Origin of the sequence: Microbacterium sp. A20 (assembly GCF_004794515.1) — a bacterium.
Taxonomy (GTDB): Bacteria; Actinomycetota; Actinomycetes; order Actinomycetales; family Microbacteriaceae; genus Microbacterium.
The window spans coordinates 149667-166569 of sequence record NZ_SSDF01000070.1; the positions used below are offsets into that span (position 1 = coordinate 149667).

Genomic DNA, 16903 nt, shown 5'->3' on the forward strand with positions numbered 1-16903 from the left:
GGCCTGTCGCGCTTTTTACAACTTCACGCTGAATGAGCCTCGCTCACGACGCCTGAGCCCTGCGAGAACTCGCGGAAATCGAGGACTGCTTTCACAATTGCCGCTCCAAGTTGTGGAGGGACTGCGTTCCCGATCATCGTTGCCAGGGCCGAGCGCGTTGGACACGCCGAGAAATCGAAGTAATCGGGGAAACCTTGAATGCGTGCTGCCTCATGGGCGGTGAGAGCACGTGGCTGGTCTGGATGCATGTAGCGCCCCTGACCGATGCTGCCAAAACCGCTGGTGATGGTCTGCGCCGGCTCGCTCCAACGAAGCTGTCCATACATCGACTTGTAGCTGTGCTCACCCTGGTGGCACTCCGGGCGTAGTGCGTTTGGCAGGTCGAACACATCAGGATGCTCGAGGAGCCATTTCATTCGGGCGAGGTTGTCACCTTTCGCCTGGGGGCGGCGGTCGAAAGGCGTGCCGTCGTCAGCATCGCGCAGATCGGCAATCGCCCATTCGAGATCCCGTTCGATGGCGTTCGCGGCAAGCTGCTGAAATGCGTCCTTCGGAAGCACCTCACCGCGCTGTGTGGCCAAGAGCAAGTGACGTCGCCGATTCTGCGCAACCCCGAGGCTTGCGACGGAGACGACTTCGTCGGCGACCTGATAGCCCAGGTTCTCGAGATGTCGGCGGGCACGAACGACCACGCTTTCGCCCTCGTGTCGATCTCGCAGCACCGCCGGCACGTTCTCGACGAGAAGCACACGCGGCTTGAGCACCTCGGCAGCGCGAACCATCCGTAGATAGAGCGCATTCTTCGTGTCCACGCGCCGAGTGTGGTTGTTCAGGTTGCTGTGCCCTTGGCAAGGGGGCCCGCCTACGAGAACATCGACCGCTCCTGTCGACTCGCGTGTCCGAGTCTCCCTGAATGTCAACGGAGCACCGAGGTCGCCATCGAAGAATTCCTCTACCGAGGCGAGCTCGACCCGCCGAGCGTCAGGAAAGTTGTTGCGGTAGACGTCGATCGCTGTCTGCTCGAAGTCGACGGCGAGCGCGATGTCGGTCGCCACACCGTGCTGATGGGCAGACTGGTTGACGCCCAGAGTGATCCCGCCGCAGCCGGCGAACAAGTCGACCAGAGTGATCGACTCCGCGCCGGCGCCGAATTCCGGACGAATAACCTGGCGGAGAGGATGCTCGACTGGGGACCCCTCTGCGCTCATGTATGAACTGTATCCGAGTCTATGAACTGTATCCGAGTCCAGATCTACCGCGCCGTGGCGCGCTGTGCGGTAACTCGGCCGAAGGAAGGGATCGGCTGGCGGGGTCAATGCTCCTATCGGCCTGCTTCTCCATTACGACGTGGGGCGGAGGGAGCATTGGGGCCCCGGGAGGCGGCCCAGGTTCGGTCTGCCTTCGCATCTCCAGCGGTAGCGCTGTTACGGTCCTCGATCATCGCTGAGGCAGCACCTCCTTGCGAGAGCTGGTGCGGTGTTACGCACCGGCCGCACCAGCTCTCGACGCTAGGCCCTGCCCTTGCCCTTCTGGCTGAGCGCGCTGGCCGCGGCGGTTTTCGAGGCCACCGAGGTGCGCCCATCGCGGAGCACCTTGCTTGCTGCGGTCGCTGCCTTACTGCTGGTCTGCTTAGAGTTCTTCGACATACTGGGTCCTTACTTTGGTTGATCCTTGAGGGGGCGTTGCGCTTGGGTGCCGAGCCGCACCGAAGCGCAACGCGTATCCATCACCGATCAGCCGCGGGGCTTGATACGAATACGGATACGGACAGTGCGACGTGTGATACGCGCCATGGCCGACCTGCCTTTCCCGAAAGCTCAGGTTCCCGCTCCGGGGGAGATTGACATCTCCCCCTCAGGCTCGTAAGGTCGATGACTGTAGGTTCGCAACTACGATCATCACCCGGAGTGGAAACGTAACCTCGGACGTTCCGAAGCTTTCTTTCGACTTGTGTGGCATACCTCCGACTATTTCTTCGGGCGCCAAGTGAAACATGATTGGTGAGCGGAGCGGCTCGGCTAGACATCTCGACCCCGCTCCTTCGTCTCGGAGTTCGGGCGAGTGACGATGCCGAACTTCTCTTCCAGTTCACGACGGTTCCGCTCGATCTCCACTCGCTCGTCGCGTTCAGCGCGAGAAATGCTCTGCTCCCTGGCGTGAACCACGTCTTCGTTGTGGCGAGTGGCGCGCATAAGCTCTTCTTCGGCAAGGCGCGCACTCCGCAGCAATTCGCGTTCTTGTGCTGATCCTCCGGACGCGAGATCTCGCTGAGCGTCCTGTTCATCGAGCAGTTGGCGTCGGCCAGCGCTGGCCGAATGGGTCACGCTATTGCGCGCCTTGCTCATTGGTGTGACACCTCGTCGATAAATGTAGGTGCCGCGCTCTTCGTTGCGCTCCACGCCACTGTCGTTCTCCTCGGCGAGCCGTCGCAAGGCCATGTCGTAAGCGGCGATCCCCGACTTCATCTCTGTGTTCACCATGCCGTGCTCAACGAGGTAGTCGTAGATGCGCCGCGGCGTGAAGTTGTAGCCGGGTCGACGCTTGAGTACGTGCAGCACAGCATCGCGGGGGCGCATGTTGGCTTCCGTCTCTTGCGGCCCCGCAGCCCCGTTCAGCGTGTCTGGGCGAGGACGCGCGACTCCAACGTCCACACCCGCGGCGTTGAGAAGCCCAGTCAGGCCATCGACGACCTGTTCGAGGTGTGCAACGCGCACACGAGCTTCGTTCAGTTCTCGTCGAGCGTCACGAAGCATCATTGAGGCTGCCCCGATGTCCATGGCCCCTCCAATCGTCTTCGTCGGCCAACATCATCATGCTAGCATCTTGCGTTGAATAACTAACAACATCTGTTGGTGTTTGCAGCTAACTCCCAGCTTTAACCTGATATTGATCCTGCGCGGGGGCAACGACGTGTACTCATCTGGGGCGTCTCGGCTGCCGCAGGGCGGAACTGCGTGTAATCCTTGTCGACTTATGAGGTCGGCCCGTTGCGCTGCGCGACGCGCGGATCAACCCACTTAAGGCTTCGTTCCGCTCGACTACCGCGGACCCCCCGCGACCGGCGATCCGTCTCCCGGCCTCCTGAGGCGTCACCGACTCCTCAACACATCCCCGCAGGCCTCGAGCCTGACGGCCTAATGCGTGATCGTTCCGTCGCACTGGGTGCAATCCCTGCACCGCAGTCCGCACGCCCGCAGCCCCATCAGCCGGCCAGAAACTGCCCGCACGCTGAACACACATGCTGTACGACACGTCCGTCGCCGGATTTTTGGCGAACCCACAGAGCGACCGGTGATGCACAGGACCCCACAGGACCCCGCAAGCCCCGGCGCCGCCGGCGCCGCGCCAGCGCCCGTCTGCTACCGCAGCGGCTTGCTTGAGGTATCGGCTCGATCCGCGGTTGAGGTCAGGGGCTGGCCCGTAGGCTCTCATGTCGAGCCGCGACCATGTCGGCGTCGCCGTAGCTCAGCAGCTGAACGCGCGCGGGGCGACTTCTCGTGGAGTATCGCAGCCTACTCGAACCCACCCGTCAACCGCCCGCGCATCCGCGAACTACTCTCATTCATCCCGACGATCTCCACCGTCTTCCCCAACGCCTGATACTTCGTCTCGATCGCATCCAACGCGGCAACGGTCGACGCATCCCACACATGCGACCCGGACAGATCAATCACGACCCGAGATGGATCGTCTGAGTAAGAGAACAACGTCGTCAGGTCATTGCTCGACGCGAAGAACAACTCCCCCTCCACGACGTACGTCACAACATCCCCTGCCTCAGACAACACGCGCGTCACCGACACGAAGTGCGCCACCCGCCGCACGAACAGCACCGACGCAACCAGCACCCCGCCGACCACCCCGACCGCGAGATTGTGCGTAATCAACACCAGCACCACCGTCGCGACCATCACGAACGTCTCGCTCTTCGGCATCCGCTTCAACGTCGACGGTCGCACGCTGTGCCAGTCGAATGCCCCGATCGCGACCATGATCATCACGGCCACGAGGGCTGCCATCGGGATCGTCCCGACGAAGTCCCCGAAAACGACGACTAGCAGGAACAGGAAGATTCCGGCGCAGAACGTCGAAATTCGGGTCCGCGCGCCGGACGCCTTCACGTTGATCATGGTCTGACCGATCACGGCGCAGCCGCCCATGCCGCCGAAGATCCCCGACAGCACGTTCGCCACGCCCTGTCCCCACGCCTCACGACTCTTGCGCGAGTGGGTGTCGGTGATCTCGTCGACGAGCTTCGCGGTGAGCAGCGACTCCATCAGCCCGACCAGCGCAACCCCGAGCGCGAACGGCGCGATGATCGTGAAGGTCTCCCACGTCAGCGGAACGTTCGGGATGAACAACTCCGGCAGACTCTTCGGCAGTTCGCCCTGGTCGCCGACCGTGGGCACGGTGATGCCGAACGCGAGCACGACACCCGTCACGATGACGACCGAGACGAGCGGCGCCGGCACGATCTTGGTGATCTTCGGCATCAGGATCATCACGACGATCCCGAGCGCGACCAGCGGATACACCAGCCACGGCACGTCGATCAGCTGCGGGAACTGCGAGCTGAACACGAAGATCGCCAGCGCGTTCACGAACCCGACCATCACGCTGCGGGGGATGAAGCGCATGAGCTTCGCGACGCCGATCACCCCGAGGATCACCTGGAAGATGCCGGCGAGGATGACCGTCGCGATGAAGTAGTCGAGCCCGTACGTCGGCGCGACGGGTGCGATCACGAGCGCCACGGCTCCGGTCGCCGCTGTGACCATCGCCGGACGCCCGCCGAGGAACGCGATCGACACCGCCATGATGAACGACGAGAACAGCCCCACCTTCGGGTCGACGCCCGCGATCACCGAGAACGCGATCGCCTCGGGGATGAGCGCGAGCCCGACGACGAGCCCGGCCAGCACCTCCCGGGTCAGCATCCGCGGGTTCTTCAGCGCGGTCAGCACCGAGGGGTTCGCCCGGTACCGGGCGCGATCGTCGATCGTCATTGCAGACATGGATGCTCCAGGGAAAGGCGCCTCGAGAGTGAGGCAGACGTTCCAGCGTAGATCCGTCATGGAGCGGCGCGTCACCTCCACTAGTCTCAGAATCGATCGGGCGCGGGGCTCGGCGACGCGGCAAAGGGAGATCCGTGGAAGAGACGAACGCACCGGATCGACGCACCGTGTTGCGAGCGGCCGTATGGGCCGCGCCCGTCATCGCCGTCGCCGCCGCGACCCCGCTCGCCGCAGCGAGCACGCAGGCCCTGACGTGGACATGGACGGCCCAGATGGTCACATCCCGACAGGCGGAGACCTACTTCACCGCGACGAACTCCAGCGACGACCCCATCGACGTCGTCTTCGTCGCCCCCAGGTCGCAAGGGGCCGTGGAACTCTACGGATACGGGTTCGGCCCCTGGGAGGTCTCGCTCACCTCGACCACCGCCGTATGCACGGCGACCATTCCCGCGCAGGGATCGCTGACCACCCCGTTCCTCGGCTACTTCACGCGCACGCCGCCCACGACCGAGGTGCTCGTCGCTTCGCTGACTCCCAGCGCGTCGTCCGCGCCGAGCCTCACCCTCACCTTCACCTGAGCGCCGCTCGGCGCGCTCGGCTCCTCCGCCCTTCCGCCCCGCCGGTTCCTCCGACATGATGAAGGGGACCGACCTCGAAGGAGTCCGCCGTGTCACTCACCCCGCCCTCACCCGCGCAGGCCGACACCGCCGTCTCCGGGCTCCCCTTCGCCGCAGTGATCGCGGGCATCCGCCGAACGCTCATCTGGACGATCGTCGCGGGACTCGTGTACGCCACCTTCATGACCGGCAGCAAGGGCCTCTGCCCAGGCGGCGTCGACGCCAACGGTGGGTTCATCGACGCCGACGGCCGGTCGGTCGACCAGGCTCCGCTCTGCGTCTCACTGACGCTCCGCCCCAGCGTGTTCGTCTACGCAGGCATCGCGCTGATCGTCCTGCTCGCGATCGGCCGCGTCGCCAAGGCATCCGACGAGCGCGCGGCCCTGCGGACCCTGGAGCGTGCGATCCAAGGAGCCGGCCTGCTCGTCGCCATCGCGCTCGTCGTGTCGCATGTGTGGTTCCAACTCACCCCGCTCGAGCACTTCTCCTCCGGCTCGTGGACTTACTTCAGTCCGTTCCCGCTCGGGGTCATCGACGTCGTGACCGAGCCGATGACGGGGTCCTGAGCTCAGCATCGCGCACCACCGACGGTCGGACGAGTACACCGGTATTCCCTGGAGGAAAATCCGCCCGTCGGCCTCCCGTCGACGGATGCCGTCCCTACATTGACGGCATGCAGCTCGGATCCGTCGCAGACGTCGTCACCGCCCTCACCGCCATCGGAGCTCTCCTCGCCGCCGTCTTCGGTGCGAAGAATGCGGCCCGCCTGTTCGGCATCGAAGCGAAGCGGGACGCCACCGCAGCAGCGCGCGAAGTGCAATCACAGGCGAGCAAGGCGTTCGCGTGGGTGGCGACCCGGATCAGTCAACGAGAGTTCTACGGGGTCGTCATCGTGAACTCCTCCGAGCAGGCGATCTACGACGTCGAAGTTCGGGTGACCGGCGCCGACGAGGTGGAGCGGACTCCGGTGCGGCTCACGATTCTGCCGCCCGGTTCCTACTACCTCGAGGAAGGTCCGCAGGCCTATGGCTGGACGTTCGCCTCACGGTTGCGTTCGTTCGACGAGGAGATCCGCCCGGTCACGAAGTCGAGAAAGCGCCGCATCGTCGGGATGTCGTTCCGCGACAGTTCGAACGTCGCCTGGGTTCGCGACACCGAAGGTCTGCTCGCACGCGCATAGGGTGCTGGCGCCCCCGATCATCCTGGGTTGATCGCAGGGCGCTCCCGCTGATCGGGCTCCCATAACGAAGCAGCAACGCCGCCGATCCGGCTCACAGCGTTCTGCCAGGATGAGCCCATGACAACACCGAACACCCCTCCCGCCGGCTGGTACGACGACGGTTCCGGTCGTCAGCGCTGGTGGGACGGTCAGCAGTGGGGAACGTTCGCCGATGAGTTCAACGCTCCGGCAGCCACGACGACCGCCGCGCCGGTAGCTTCCGCCGAGCCGGCTCCCAAGAAGCTCAACGTTCTCGCGCTCGTTTCTGCCATCGTCGCTGCGGTCGGGTTCATCTTCGCCTGCATCCCGGGCGCCCTCATCGTCGGCTGGATCCTGCTGCCGACCGCCTTCGTGCTCAGTATCGTGTCGCTCTTCCTGAAGGGCGACAAGAAGTGGCTCGGCATCATCGGCCTCGTGCTGTCGATCGTCGGCACGATCATCGGGGTCGTCGTGTTCGCCAGCGTCGTCGCGGCCTCTGTCGATGACGCGTTCGGGAGCGGTGAGACCACTGTCACTGAACCCGGCGATTCGGAAGAAGAAGCCGCCCCGGCAGAGGAAGAGTCCACTGACGCAGAGGCCGGCACGCGCGACAACCCGCTGCCGCTCGGATCCAAGATCAGCAACTCCGACTGGACCGTTGTGGTCAACTCCCACAACCCCGACGGCAACACGATCGTCGCCGAAGCCAACCAGTTCAACGAGCCGGCGCCGGCAGGTTCTCACTACGAGATCGTCAACTACACGATCACGTACACAGGCGCGGACTCGTCGTACTCGATGGAGGTCATGGTCGATGCCGTCACGTCGGCGGGCAACGTCATCGACAGCTACGACAGTTTCGTGAGTTTGACGGACGACTTCTCGCTGGACGAGCTGTATTCGGGCGGGAGTCTCACCGGCTCACAGGCGTTCCTGGTCCCGGACGGCGAGGCGATCCTCATCCGTGTGCAGCCCGGATTCCTGGCCGATGAGGTCTTCATCAAGCCGTAGCCGTTTCGCAGTCGCATCGAACCGAGGCCCCGGTCAGCTCATGCTGCCGGGGCCTCGATTCGTGAGCGGATCTACCGCCCCGCCCGCACGCGCAGTCCGAACGCGACCCCCGCCAGCGCGATCACCACGACCCCGTATCCCACGCACACGGCCTCGAGTCCGACCACCCCGACCAGTGCTCCGGCGATCACGGCCGGCACCCCGAACGCCAGGTATGCCAGCAGGTAGATCACGGCGAAGGTGTCGGCGCGCTGCGTCGCCGGGATCCGCGGTGCGAGCGATGCGACGACTCCCGAGAACGCGGTGCCGAAGCCCATTCCGGTGACGGCGGCGGCGAAGAGGTAGAACGGCAGCGAACCGACGCCCAACGCGATCAACGACAGCAGAGTCCCGACCGCGAGCGCCGACGTGCCGAACAGCACCATCGACCGCGCGGCGATCTTGCGCAGCACGAACGCCGTCACGGCGCCGACCCCGGCGAGCAGCACGACCCCGAGCCCCTGCCACACATGTGCCTCGCCGCCGAGCTCCCCGCGCACGATGTTCGCGCCCAGCGACAGGAACAGTCCACCCGTCGCCCAGCCCGCGATCACGGCCGGAGCCCCGCGCCAGAAGTCCGCGCGGATGGCGGGCGGGATCGACAGCCGGAAGCTCAGCGACGCCCACACCCCTGGCTTGCGCGGCGCCGTCTCGGGCACCAGGAAGAACAGCGCCGCGAGCAGGATGTACGCCGAGCTCAACGGCGCGAACACATCGAGCAGCGCCTCGCCGCTGACGTCGAGCACCACGGCCGACACGAGTGCTCCGAGCGCGAGTCCGATCCCCGGGCTCAGCGCGTTCCACAGTGCCGCGACCCCGGCGCGCCCGCCCGGCGCGAAGTCGAGCACCGTCGCCGACAGCGCCGAGATCAGCAGACCGCTCGCGACCCCTTGCAGGATGCGCGCGAGGAACAGCATCGCGACGGCATCCGCGTGCCAGAACAGGAACATGCTCCCCGCCAGCAACAGGAACCCCGCGATCACGACCGGACGACGGCCGGCGTGGTCCGAGAGCGACCCGGCGGTGAGGAGGGTGAGCAGCAGTGCCACCGCGTAGACGGCGAACACGGCGCTGATCACGACTGCCGGGAACCCGATGTCGTGCGCGAGCACCGGATAGAAGGGCGACGGCGCACTCGCCCCGACCATCATCAGGATCTGCGCCACGATCGCGAGCACGAACCCGAACCGCGTGCGGGGGACGGCACCCGACGACGCGCTGCCCGCGATCGACGGGCGGATGATCGGCGCGGTGCTGGTCATGGCGACTCCTTATAAGGTTCGAGAATCATCGAACTATCGGAGCGTACTCGCCATCCATCGATTGTTCAACTATTCTCGAACCATGCCTGGCGATCTTCCGCACCCGGAGCGCTCCGAGATCCAACTCACCGATGTGCTCTTCGCGCTCAGCGACCCCGAGCGCCTCGCCATCACGCGCCAGCTCGCCGACGGTCCCCTCGACATGGCGTCCTGCCACGCCACCGACCCGAACCTGCCGAAGTCGACCAAGTCGCACTTCATGAAGGTGCTGCGCGAGTCCGGCGTCATCCGCAACGAGCCGAACGGGCGCCGACGGATGCTGACGCTGCGGCGCGACGACCTCGACGCGCTCTTCCCCGGGCTGCTGGACTCCGTGCTCCGCTGACGGATGCGATCCGTCGGTTCAGCCCTTCTTCCGGCTCCCCGCTGACCGCGGCGGGTTCGCCCGCAGGTGGGTGCTGACCTGCGTGAGCACGCGCTCGAGTCCGTCGACATCGTCGGCGGTGAGCGAATCGAACAACAGGCTCTTGACCGTCTCGATGTGCCCCGGGAAGACCGCCGCGAGCACGCCGCGTCCCTCCTCGGTGATCGTGACGTTCGTGCTCCGCTCATCCTCCGGTGACGGAGTGCGGGTGACGAGGCCCCGCTGCTCCAGCAGCTGCGCCTGATAGGTCAGACCGCTGCGGCTGTAGACCACTCCGTCGGCGAGGTCGGTCATGCGCTGACTCCCGCCCGGAGCGTCGCCGAGCCGCGCGAGCAGCTGGAACTGCACATAGCTGAGCTGCCCGGCATCCTTCAGCTGCTTCTCGACCGAGTGCCGCAGCAGGCTGCTCACCTCGGTGAACGCGAAGTATGCCGAGAGCTCTTTCGGCGACAGCCGGGGAGGAGTGGGGCTCATCCGTCCAGTATACGTGTTGCTTCGAATTCGAAGCAGTGCTACTGTCGCGTTATTGCTTCGAATTCGAAGCATCAGACGAAGGAGAGAATCATGAAGGCAGTACGGTTCCACGAAGTGGGCGGACCTGAAGTCCTGCAGTACGGCGAGATCGAGCAGCCGAATCCCGGCGCGGGTCAGGTGCGGCTGCGGGTCGCAGCCTCGGCGTTCAGCGCGGCGGACAACGGCATGCGGGCGGGCTTCCTGCCGATCCCGCTGACCCTGCCGCACATTCCCGGCTACGACGTCTCGGGCACGGTGGATGCCGTCGGCGAGGGTGTCACGGGCTTCGCGATCGGCGACCCCGTGATCGGCTTCCTGCCGATGGGCGAAGACGGCGGCGCGGCGGAGTGCACGATCGCGCCGGCGGATGCCCTGGTGCCGGCCCCGACGAGTGTTCCGCTCGCCGATGCCGCGGCATTCCCCTCGGTCGTGCTCACCGCGCGGCAGGCGCTCTTCGAAGACGGCGACCTGCAGGCGGGCCAGCGCGTGCTCATCGTGGGCGCCGGAGGAGTCGTGGGGAAGTATGCGATCGCGCTCGCGGCCAGGGCGGGGGCGCACGTCGTCGCGACCGCGAGCCCGCGGAGTGCGGATGCTGTGCGCGCCGCCGGTGCGCACGAGATCATCGACCACACGGTCACGCCCGTGCTCGAGGCGGTCTCCGAGCCGGTCGACATGCTCCTCAACCTGGCCCCGATCGAGCCGGACGAGTTCGCCGCCCTGGTCGCGCTGGTCCGCGACGGAGGCATCGTCCTGAGCACGACCGCCTGGATGCCGGCGCCCGACGACGCCGACCGCGACGTGCGCTCGGTGGTCGTGTTCGTCCGCAGCGACGCCGCACGGCTGGCGGAGCTTGTCGGACTCGTCGATTCGGGTGATCTGCACCTCGAGGTCACGCGGCGTATCCCGCTGGCTGAGCTCCCGGCGCTTCATGCCGAGGCGGCTGCCGGGCCGATCGCGGGCAAGGTGATCGTCGTGCCGTGACGACGGTGTGGGGGGTGCGGTGCGGATGTCGGGAGGATGTACGGATGTCGGGTGACACGCTGTGCATTGGTCCGACAGGTGTGAATCGGTCCGACAGGTGTGCGCCGCATCTTGCGCCTCGAAGACGAGTGAGTGTACAGTCACTCATATGTTCACGACGCGCAGTTCCATCCTCTCGACGGCCGATGCCCGCCGGCCCCTCGTGGCCGCGGCGGCGTTGGCGGCGTTCGCGCGCAGTGGCTACCACGGCACGACCGTCGCCGACGTGGCCCGCGAGGCCAAGATCTCCCCGGCCTACGTCTTCAAGCTGTACTCCGGCAAGGAGGCGCTGTTCGTCGTGGCGCTCGAGGCCTGCTTCGACGCGATCGTCTCCGCCCTCGAAGAGGGTGCGGATGCCGCGGCCGACACCTCGCCCGAAAGCGTGCTCGACGCGATGGGCGACGCCTACGCGCACCTCATCGCCGACCGGAAACTGCTGATGCTGCAGGTGCACGCGCAGTCGGTCGCCGAGATCCCCGCGATCGGGGAGGCGTTGCGCAAAGGGCTGGAGCGCGTGACCACCTTCGCGAAGATGCGTTCGCGGGCGAGCGACGACGACGTGCAGCGCTTCATCGCCTACGGGCAGCTCTGCCACCTGATCGTCACGACGCAGCTCGACGGGCGCCCGGGAGACTGGGTCGCTCTGTTGACCAGGGGGATCACGCACCCCGACTGATGCACCCGCCCGGGGCGTCGTCCCTTCTGCATGCCCGCAAGAGTGAGTGAGTAATCACTCATCAGATCGACTCTGAGCCATCACAGACAAGAAATCAGAAACGGAGCACGTCATGACCACTCTCACCTCCCTCCCGACTGCCGCCGCGCCGCGCAGTACGCGCCGCTGGCTCGCCCTCAGCGTCCTCGCGCTCGCGCAGTTCCTCGTGGTGCTCGACGCCTCGATCGTGAACATCGCCCTCCCCGTCCTCGGCCGCCAGCTCGGCATGGACACCGCCGCCCTCGCCTGGGTCATCACCGCCTACGTGCTCGCGTTCGGCGGACTGCTCCTCCTCGGCGGACGCCTTGCCGACCGCTACGGGCACCGCCGGGTGTTCCTGATCGGAACGGCCGGATTCGTCGCGGCGTCCGCCCTCGCCGGCCTGTCCGTCTCGAGCGAGATGCTTCTCGCCGCCCGCGCCCTGCAGGGCGTCTCGGCTGCACTCCTCGCCCCCGCCGCCCTCGCGCTGCTGACCCAGCTGTTCCCGAACGACACCGAGCGCACCAAGGCGCTGGGCGTGTGGGGAGCCGTCGCCGGCATCGGATCGGCCGCGGGGGTGCTGCTGGGCGGGGTGCTCACGGCGACACTCGGCTGGCAATCGGTGTTCTTCGTGAACGTGCCCGTCGGAGCGCTCGTGCTCATCGCGATCCCGCTGCTTATCAACCGCGACGGCATCCGCACTCCCGGACGTCTGGATGCCGCCGGGGCTGTGACCGTCACCGCTGCACTCGTCGCGCTGGTCGGCGCCCTCAGCGCAGTCGAGCGGGTCGGCTTCGTGCACCCGCTCCCGCTGGGTCTGCTCGCCCTCGCCCTGGTGCTCGGCGTGGTCTTCGTGGCGATCGAGCGCCGTGCCGCCGAGCCCCTCGTCCCGCTCCGCGTGTTCCGCAACCGCAATCTCGCGCTCGGCAACACCGTCATGCTGCTCGGCGGGGCCACCATGGTCGCGCTCTTCTTCGCCCTCTCGGTCTACATGCAGGCCGTGCTCGGCTACGACGCCCTCACTGCGGGCCTGACCCAGCTGCCCCTCGCCGGTGTGCTCGTGATCGTCGCCGGTGGCGTGCCCGCCCTGATCGCCCGCGTCGGCACGCGGCCGGTGCTGATCGGCGCGTTGCTCGTTCTGGCCGCTGGCCTCGTCTGGCTCGCCGCATCCCCGGCGGATGCCGTGTTCGTCACACACCTGCTCGGCCCGACCCTCCTGATCGGGGTCGGACTCGGTGGCGCAGTCGTCGCGACCACTCAGCTGGCGGTCGATGGCGTCGAAGGTGGAGAGGCCGGGCTCGCCGGCGGACTCGTCAACACCAGCCAGCAGATCGGCGGCGCGATCGGACTGGCCGTGCTCGGCACGGTCGCCGGTTTGCGCACCGCCGCGCTGTCGGCAGAGGGTGCGTCGTCTGCGGAGGCGCTCACCGGCGGATTCTCCTGGCTCTTCCTCGGGGCAGCAGGGCTCGCGGTCGTCGGGGCGGGGATCGTCGCGGTCTGGCGTCGCGACTGAGGTCCCGGATGCGCGGGCCCGCGGAGTGCGTCTTCCTGTGCTCCACGGGCCTGTCGGTTTTGCAGGGAGAGCGATATGTCATCTCGTTGGTGATGAAAATAACCGTAATGGCACATGACGGAGGTAAGTCACTTGTCACATTGCTCCCAGATTTGGAGCGAATGCAGCGATGGGCGGATACTTCTGGCATCCGGACCGCCCCCACTCGGCCGGGGAATCGACATGCAGACCCCCACCACCCTTGCGCCAGGAACGACCATCGCCATCGTCGGCGCCGGTCGTCTCGGACGCGTACTCGCCCGCTCGCTGCGCGGGGCCGGATTCGACGTCCTCGGACCGCTCCGCCGTGACCAGTCGATGCCGAACGCCGACATCGCGCTGCTCTGCGTCCCCGACGCCGCGATCCCGGCGGTCGCGTTCGTCGCTCGGCCGCACGTGCGGCTCGTCGGACACGTCTCGGGTGCCACCTCGCTCGACGACGTCGACTTCAGCCTCCACCCGCTGCAGACCTTCACGGGTGCGGAGACGCCCGACGTGTTCCACGGCATCGGAGCCGCGCTCGCCGGCCGCACCGACGACGCCCGCGCGGTCGCCGAACAGCTGGCCCGGGCTCTGGGGGCTCGTCCCTTCACCGTCGACGACCGCGCGAGCTATCACGCGGCGGCATCCTTCGCCTCGAACTTCGTGCTGACGGTGCTCGATGCGGCGGAGCAGCTCGCCGCGGCCGCCGGCATCCCGAGCGACGATGCTCGCGAACTCCTCGCCCCGCTCGTCGGGCAGACGGTCGAGAACTGGAAGGGCCTCGGCGCGCAGGACGCCCTCACCGGGCCGATCGCCCGCGGCGACGGGGAGACGGTTGCCCGCCAGAGGTCTGCCGCCGAAAAACTCGCCCTGCAGGAACTGTTCGACGCCCTCGCGGCCGCCACGCGGACGATCGTCTCCCGCGCTGAAGACCCGGTACGGATGTCGGGAGAAAGTACGGATGCAGGAGGAAACGCGGCCGTTCCGCCCGACATCCGTACATTCTCCCGACAAGTGACCGGTGAAGCGGCCGGCGAGGTAGCCGGCGACACGACCAATGAGACGGCCGGCGAGGTGTCCGGCGACACGACCGGCGACACGACCGGCGCCCCGAAGGAGCCTTCCGCATGAGAATCCTCCGCACGATCCCCGAGGTGCGCGCGGCCATCCGCGAAGCTCGGCTCGCCCACCGCACGGTCGGCCTCGTCCCGACGATGGGCGCCTTCCACGACGGGCACCTCTCGCTCATGCGGGCCGCGCGTGCGGCATCCGACCTCGTCGTCGTCTCGCTCTTCGTCAACCCGACCCAGTTCGGCGCGAACGAAGACCTCAGTAGCTACCCGCGCGATGAGGCCCGCGACGCGGCGCTCGCCGAAGCCGAGGGCGTCGACATCCTCTTCGCACCGGCGGCATCCGAGATCTACCCTGACGGGTTCGCGACGAACATCCACGTCGCGGGGCTCACGGAGGTGCTCGACGGCGCGAGCCGCGGAGCGCACCACCTCGACGGCGTCGCCACGGTCGTCACGAAGCTGTTCGGGATCGTCCGGCCGGATGCGGCGTACTTCGGGCAGAAGGATGCGCAGCAGGTGCTGGTCGTCCGCCGCGTCGTGCGCGACCTCGACCTCGACGTGCGGATCGTCGCATGCCCGATCGTGCGCGAGGCCGACGGGCTCGCCATGAGCTCGCGCAACGTCTACCTCGACGATGCCGCACGGCTGCAGGCGACCGCGTTGAATCGGGCGCTGGATGCGGCGGCATCGGTGTTCGCGGCGGGGGAGCGCGGGGCTTACGGCATCCTGTCGGCGGCGCATCGGGTGCTCGATGCGGCCGGGATCTCGCCCGAGTATCTGGAGCTTCGCGATGCCGAGACCCTGGAGCCGGTCACCCGCGTCGAGCGGGATGCGCTGCTCGCGGTCGCCGCACACGTCGGCGCCGCCCGACTGATCGACAACCATGTGCTGTCCGCTGTTGATCCGGATGCTGCTGGTTCGGATGCTGCACATCCGGAAGCTGTCGACCCGGATGCCGGCCTGCACGGTGCCGATCCGGATGCCGCTGTCCCGGATGCCGCCGATTCCGCGACCACCGACCCGGATGCTGCCGACCTGCTGTCCGCCACCGACCCGAAGGGCGACGCCTGATGCGACGCACGATGCTGAAGTCGAAGATTCACCGCGCGACCATCACCGCCAGTGACCTGCACTACGTGGGCTCGATCACGATCGACCCCATCCTGCTCGAGGCCGCCGACATCCTGCCGCATGAGCAGGTGCACGTCGTCGACGTCGACAACGGCGCCCGCTTCGAGACGTACACGCTGGTGGGGGAGCGCGGATCCGGCGTCATCCAGGTCAACGGCGCCGCCGCCCGCCTCGTGCACACCGGCGACACGATCATCGTCATCTCCTACGCCGACTACTCGCGCGAAGACCTCGAGGGCTACGAACCGGTGGTGGTGCACGTCGACCGGGACAACGCGATCATCCAGGTCGACGACGCGGTCGACCTGCTACTGACGGAGGCCCGCGCATGAGCGCGCACGCCGCCCCGCGAAAGCGCGTCACGCTCGCCGCCCTGGCCGCGAAGAGGGATGCCTCCGAACCGATCGTCATGGTCACCGCCTACGATCACCCGAGCGCGCAGATCGTCGAAGCCGCCGGCGTCGACGTCGTGCTCGTCGGGGATTCCGCGGCGATGACCGTGCTCGGCTACGACAGCACCGTGCCGGTCACGGTCGACGAGATGCTGATGCTCACCAAGGCGGTGCGCCGCGGGCTGACCGTTCCGCTGCTGGTCGGCGACCTGCCGTTCGGGTCGTACGAGGCATCGGACGAACTCGCCATCGCGACCGCGCAGCGCTTCGTCAAGGAGGCCGGCTGCGACCTGGTGAAGATCGAGCGCGGCGGCACGACCGTCGACCGCGCGCGGGCGCTCGTGCAGGCCGGCATCCCCGTGGTCGGTCACGTCGGACTCACCCCGCAGACGGCCACGGCCCTCGGCGGCTACCGCGCCCAGGGTCGCACCGCCGAGGCTGCGCTCGCCGTGATCGACGACGCCCTCGCCCTGCAGACTGCCGGATGCTCGATGCTCGTGATCGAGGCGGTGCCGTCCGAGGTGACCGCCGCGCTCGTGCCGCTGCTCGACATCCCCGTGATCGGCATCGGGGCCGGAGCGGATGCCGACGGGCAGGTGCTGGTGTTCCACGACCTGCTCGGTTTGTACGACGGTGCGGCGGCCAAGTTCGTCAAGCGGTACGCCGACCTGCGCGCGGCCTCGATCGGCGGGGTGGAGGCATATGCGGCGGAGGTGCGCGCGGGTGTGTATCCCGCGCCCGAGCACGGGTATGCGATGCCCGAGGGTGAAGCCGCGCGGCTCGGGGAGTTGCTCGCCGGGCGTTGAAGGGACTAGTGGATAGTTTCGAGGCGAGTGGTGTCTGTGGAGGAGTGGTCGCGGGTGCGCTGTCGCGGGTTTCTGCGGAATTCCGGGATGTGATGCGGAGAAGTCTTCGAAGGTAGCGTGTTACTCGGTTAGAATGAAGCATGTCCACTTTGACCGGGTTGCACGAGGCGA

18 protein-coding genes are annotated in these 16903 nt (G+C 67.1%); 12 read left to right on the forward strand and 6 right to left on the reverse strand.

Annotated features, from left to right (window positions below):
• Window positions 1-23: 23 nt before the first annotated feature.
• The 4 genes from DW298_RS07620 to DW298_RS07630 all read right to left on the reverse strand — a co-directional run bounded on the left by DW298_RS07620 (window position 24) and on the right by DW298_RS07630 (window position 5015).
• Window positions 24-1208 (reverse strand): DNA cytosine methyltransferase, encoded by a 1185-nt coding sequence (locus DW298_RS07620; RefSeq protein WP_136041840.1) that lies wholly within the window; start codon window positions 1206-1208, stop codon window positions 24-26.
• A 300-nt stretch (window positions 1209-1508) separates the two neighbouring features.
• Complete coding sequence (locus tag DW298_RS19300) at window positions 1509-1646, reverse strand: hypothetical protein (protein ID WP_168429451.1); 138 nt, start codon at window positions 1644-1646, stop codon at window positions 1509-1511.
• Window positions 1647-2018: 372 nt separating this feature from the next.
• Complete coding sequence (locus DW298_RS07625; protein ID WP_136041841.1) at window positions 2019-2777, reverse strand: hypothetical protein; 759 nt, start codon at window positions 2775-2777, stop codon at window positions 2019-2021.
• Between the two features lie 735 nt (window positions 2778-3512).
• Window positions 3513-5015, reverse strand: a complete 1503-nt coding sequence (locus tag DW298_RS07630; protein ID WP_136041842.1) for a SulP family inorganic anion transporter — start codon at window positions 5013-5015, stop codon at window positions 3513-3515.
• A gap of 134 nt (window positions 5016-5149) precedes the next feature.
• Here DW298_RS07630 and DW298_RS07635 point away from each other — a divergent pair, with 134 nt between their 5' ends.
• The 4 genes from DW298_RS07635 (at window position 5150) to DW298_RS07650 (ending at window position 7844) form a co-directional block, all read left to right on the forward strand.
• Entirely contained in the window at window positions 5150-5596 is a 447-nt protein-coding gene (locus DW298_RS07635; protein ID WP_136041843.1) for a hypothetical protein, read from the forward strand.
• Between the two features lie 89 nt (window positions 5597-5685).
• Window positions 5686-6201 (forward strand): hypothetical protein, encoded by a 516-nt coding sequence (locus tag DW298_RS07640; RefSeq protein WP_240745055.1) that lies wholly within the window; start codon window positions 5686-5688, stop codon window positions 6199-6201.
• Window positions 6202-6308: 107 nt separating this feature from the next.
• Window positions 6309-6815, forward strand: coding sequence for a hypothetical protein (locus DW298_RS07645; RefSeq protein ID WP_136041844.1), 507 nt, complete (start codon window positions 6309-6311; stop codon window positions 6813-6815).
• Window positions 6816-6932: 117 nt separating this feature from the next.
• Window positions 6933-7844: a DUF2510 domain-containing protein gene (locus DW298_RS07650; RefSeq protein WP_136041845.1), complete on the forward strand. Its 912-nt coding sequence runs from the start codon at window positions 6933-6935 to the stop codon at window positions 7842-7844.
• 71 nt (window positions 7845-7915) lie between these two features.
• Here DW298_RS07650 and DW298_RS07655 read toward each other — a convergent pair whose 3' ends face one another.
• Entirely contained in the window at window positions 7916-9145 is a 1230-nt protein-coding gene (locus DW298_RS07655; protein ID WP_136041846.1) for an MFS transporter, read from the reverse strand.
• 82 nt (window positions 9146-9227) lie between these two features.
• Between DW298_RS07655 and DW298_RS07660 the strand changes: the two genes are divergently transcribed.
• A complete protein-coding gene (locus DW298_RS07660) occupies window positions 9228-9530 on the forward strand; it encodes a helix-turn-helix transcriptional regulator (RefSeq protein WP_136041847.1) in 303 nt (100 codons plus the stop codon).
• A gap of 18 nt (window positions 9531-9548) precedes the next feature.
• On the opposite strand, the gene DW298_RS07665 is transcribed toward DW298_RS07660, so the two are convergent.
• Complete coding sequence (locus DW298_RS07665; protein ID WP_136041848.1) at window positions 9549-10043, reverse strand: MarR family transcriptional regulator; 495 nt, start codon at window positions 10041-10043, stop codon at window positions 9549-9551.
• A gap of 90 nt (window positions 10044-10133) precedes the next feature.
• Here DW298_RS07665 and DW298_RS07670 point away from each other — a divergent pair, with 90 nt between their 5' ends.
• The 7 genes from DW298_RS07670 to panB all read left to right on the forward strand — a co-directional run bounded on the left by DW298_RS07670 (window position 10134) and on the right by panB (window position 16732).
• Window positions 10134-11063 (forward strand): NADP-dependent oxidoreductase, encoded by a 930-nt coding sequence (locus DW298_RS07670; RefSeq protein ID WP_136041849.1) that lies wholly within the window; start codon window positions 10134-10136, stop codon window positions 11061-11063.
• Window positions 11064-11211: 148 nt separating this feature from the next.
• Complete coding sequence (locus tag DW298_RS07675; protein ID WP_136041850.1) at window positions 11212-11778, forward strand: TetR/AcrR family transcriptional regulator; 567 nt, start codon at window positions 11212-11214, stop codon at window positions 11776-11778.
• 112 nt (window positions 11779-11890) lie between these two features.
• Window positions 11891-13309 (forward strand): MFS transporter, encoded by a 1419-nt coding sequence (locus tag DW298_RS07680; protein WP_136041851.1) that lies wholly within the window; start codon window positions 11891-11893, stop codon window positions 13307-13309.
• Between the two features lie 222 nt (window positions 13310-13531).
• Window positions 13532-14461 (forward strand): Rossmann-like and DUF2520 domain-containing protein, encoded by a 930-nt coding sequence (locus DW298_RS07685; RefSeq protein ID WP_136041852.1) that lies wholly within the window; start codon window positions 13532-13534, stop codon window positions 14459-14461.
• Entirely contained in the window at window positions 14458-15474 is a 1017-nt protein-coding gene (gene panC, locus DW298_RS07690; protein ID WP_136041853.1) for a pantoate--beta-alanine ligase, read from the forward strand. Before DW298_RS07685 ends, panC begins: the two co-directional genes overlap by 4 nt.
• Window positions 15474-15866, forward strand: a complete 393-nt coding sequence (gene panD, locus DW298_RS07695) for an aspartate 1-decarboxylase (protein ID WP_136041854.1) — start codon at window positions 15474-15476, stop codon at window positions 15864-15866. Before panC ends, panD begins: the two co-directional genes overlap by 1 nt.
• Window positions 15863-16732, forward strand: coding sequence for a 3-methyl-2-oxobutanoate hydroxymethyltransferase (panB, locus tag DW298_RS07700; protein WP_136041855.1), 870 nt, complete (start codon window positions 15863-15865; stop codon window positions 16730-16732). Before panD ends, panB begins: the two co-directional genes overlap by 4 nt.
• The last annotated feature ends 171 nt before the right edge of the window (window positions 16733-16903 follow it).

Coding starts and splice junctions, on each gene's coding strand:
- DW298_RS07620 (WP_136041840.1), bottom strand. CDS start 1,208: ATGAGCGCAGAGGGGTCCCCAGTCGAGCATCCTCTCCGCCAGGTTATT.
- DW298_RS19300 (WP_168429451.1), bottom strand. CDS start 1,646: ATGTCGAAGAACTCTAAGCAGACCAGCAGTAAGGCAGCGACCGCAGCA.
- DW298_RS07625 (WP_136041841.1), bottom strand. CDS start 2,777: ATGGACATCGGGGCAGCCTCAATGATGCTTCGTGACGCTCGACGAGAA.
- DW298_RS07630 (WP_136041842.1), bottom strand. CDS start 5,015: ATGTCTGCAATGACGATCGACGATCGCGCCCGGTACCGGGCGAACCCC.
- DW298_RS07645 (WP_136041844.1), top strand. CDS start 6,309: ATGCAGCTCGGATCCGTCGCAGACGTCGTCACCGCCCTCACCGCCATC.
- DW298_RS07650 (WP_136041845.1), top strand. CDS start 6,933: ATGACAACACCGAACACCCCTCCCGCCGGCTGGTACGACGACGGTTCC.
- DW298_RS07655 (WP_136041846.1), bottom strand. CDS start 9,145: ATGACCAGCACCGCGCCGATCATCCGCCCGTCGATCGCGGGCAGCGCG.
- DW298_RS07660 (WP_136041847.1), top strand. CDS start 9,228: ATGCCTGGCGATCTTCCGCACCCGGAGCGCTCCGAGATCCAACTCACC.
- DW298_RS07665 (WP_136041848.1), bottom strand. CDS start 10,043: ATGAGCCCCACTCCTCCCCGGCTGTCGCCGAAAGAGCTCTCGGCATAC.
- DW298_RS07670 (WP_136041849.1), top strand. CDS start 10,134: ATGAAGGCAGTACGGTTCCACGAAGTGGGCGGACCTGAAGTCCTGCAG.
- DW298_RS07675 (WP_136041850.1), top strand. CDS start 11,212: ATGTTCACGACGCGCAGTTCCATCCTCTCGACGGCCGATGCCCGCCGG.
- DW298_RS07680 (WP_136041851.1), top strand. CDS start 11,891: ATGACCACTCTCACCTCCCTCCCGACTGCCGCCGCGCCGCGCAGTACG.
- DW298_RS07685 (WP_136041852.1), top strand. CDS start 13,532: ATGCAGACCCCCACCACCCTTGCGCCAGGAACGACCATCGCCATCGTC.
- panC (WP_136041853.1), top strand. CDS start 14,458: ATGAGAATCCTCCGCACGATCCCCGAGGTGCGCGCGGCCATCCGCGAA.
- panD (WP_136041854.1), top strand. CDS start 15,474: ATGCGACGCACGATGCTGAAGTCGAAGATTCACCGCGCGACCATCACC.
- panB (WP_136041855.1), top strand. CDS start 15,863: ATGAGCGCGCACGCCGCCCCGCGAAAGCGCGTCACGCTCGCCGCCCTG.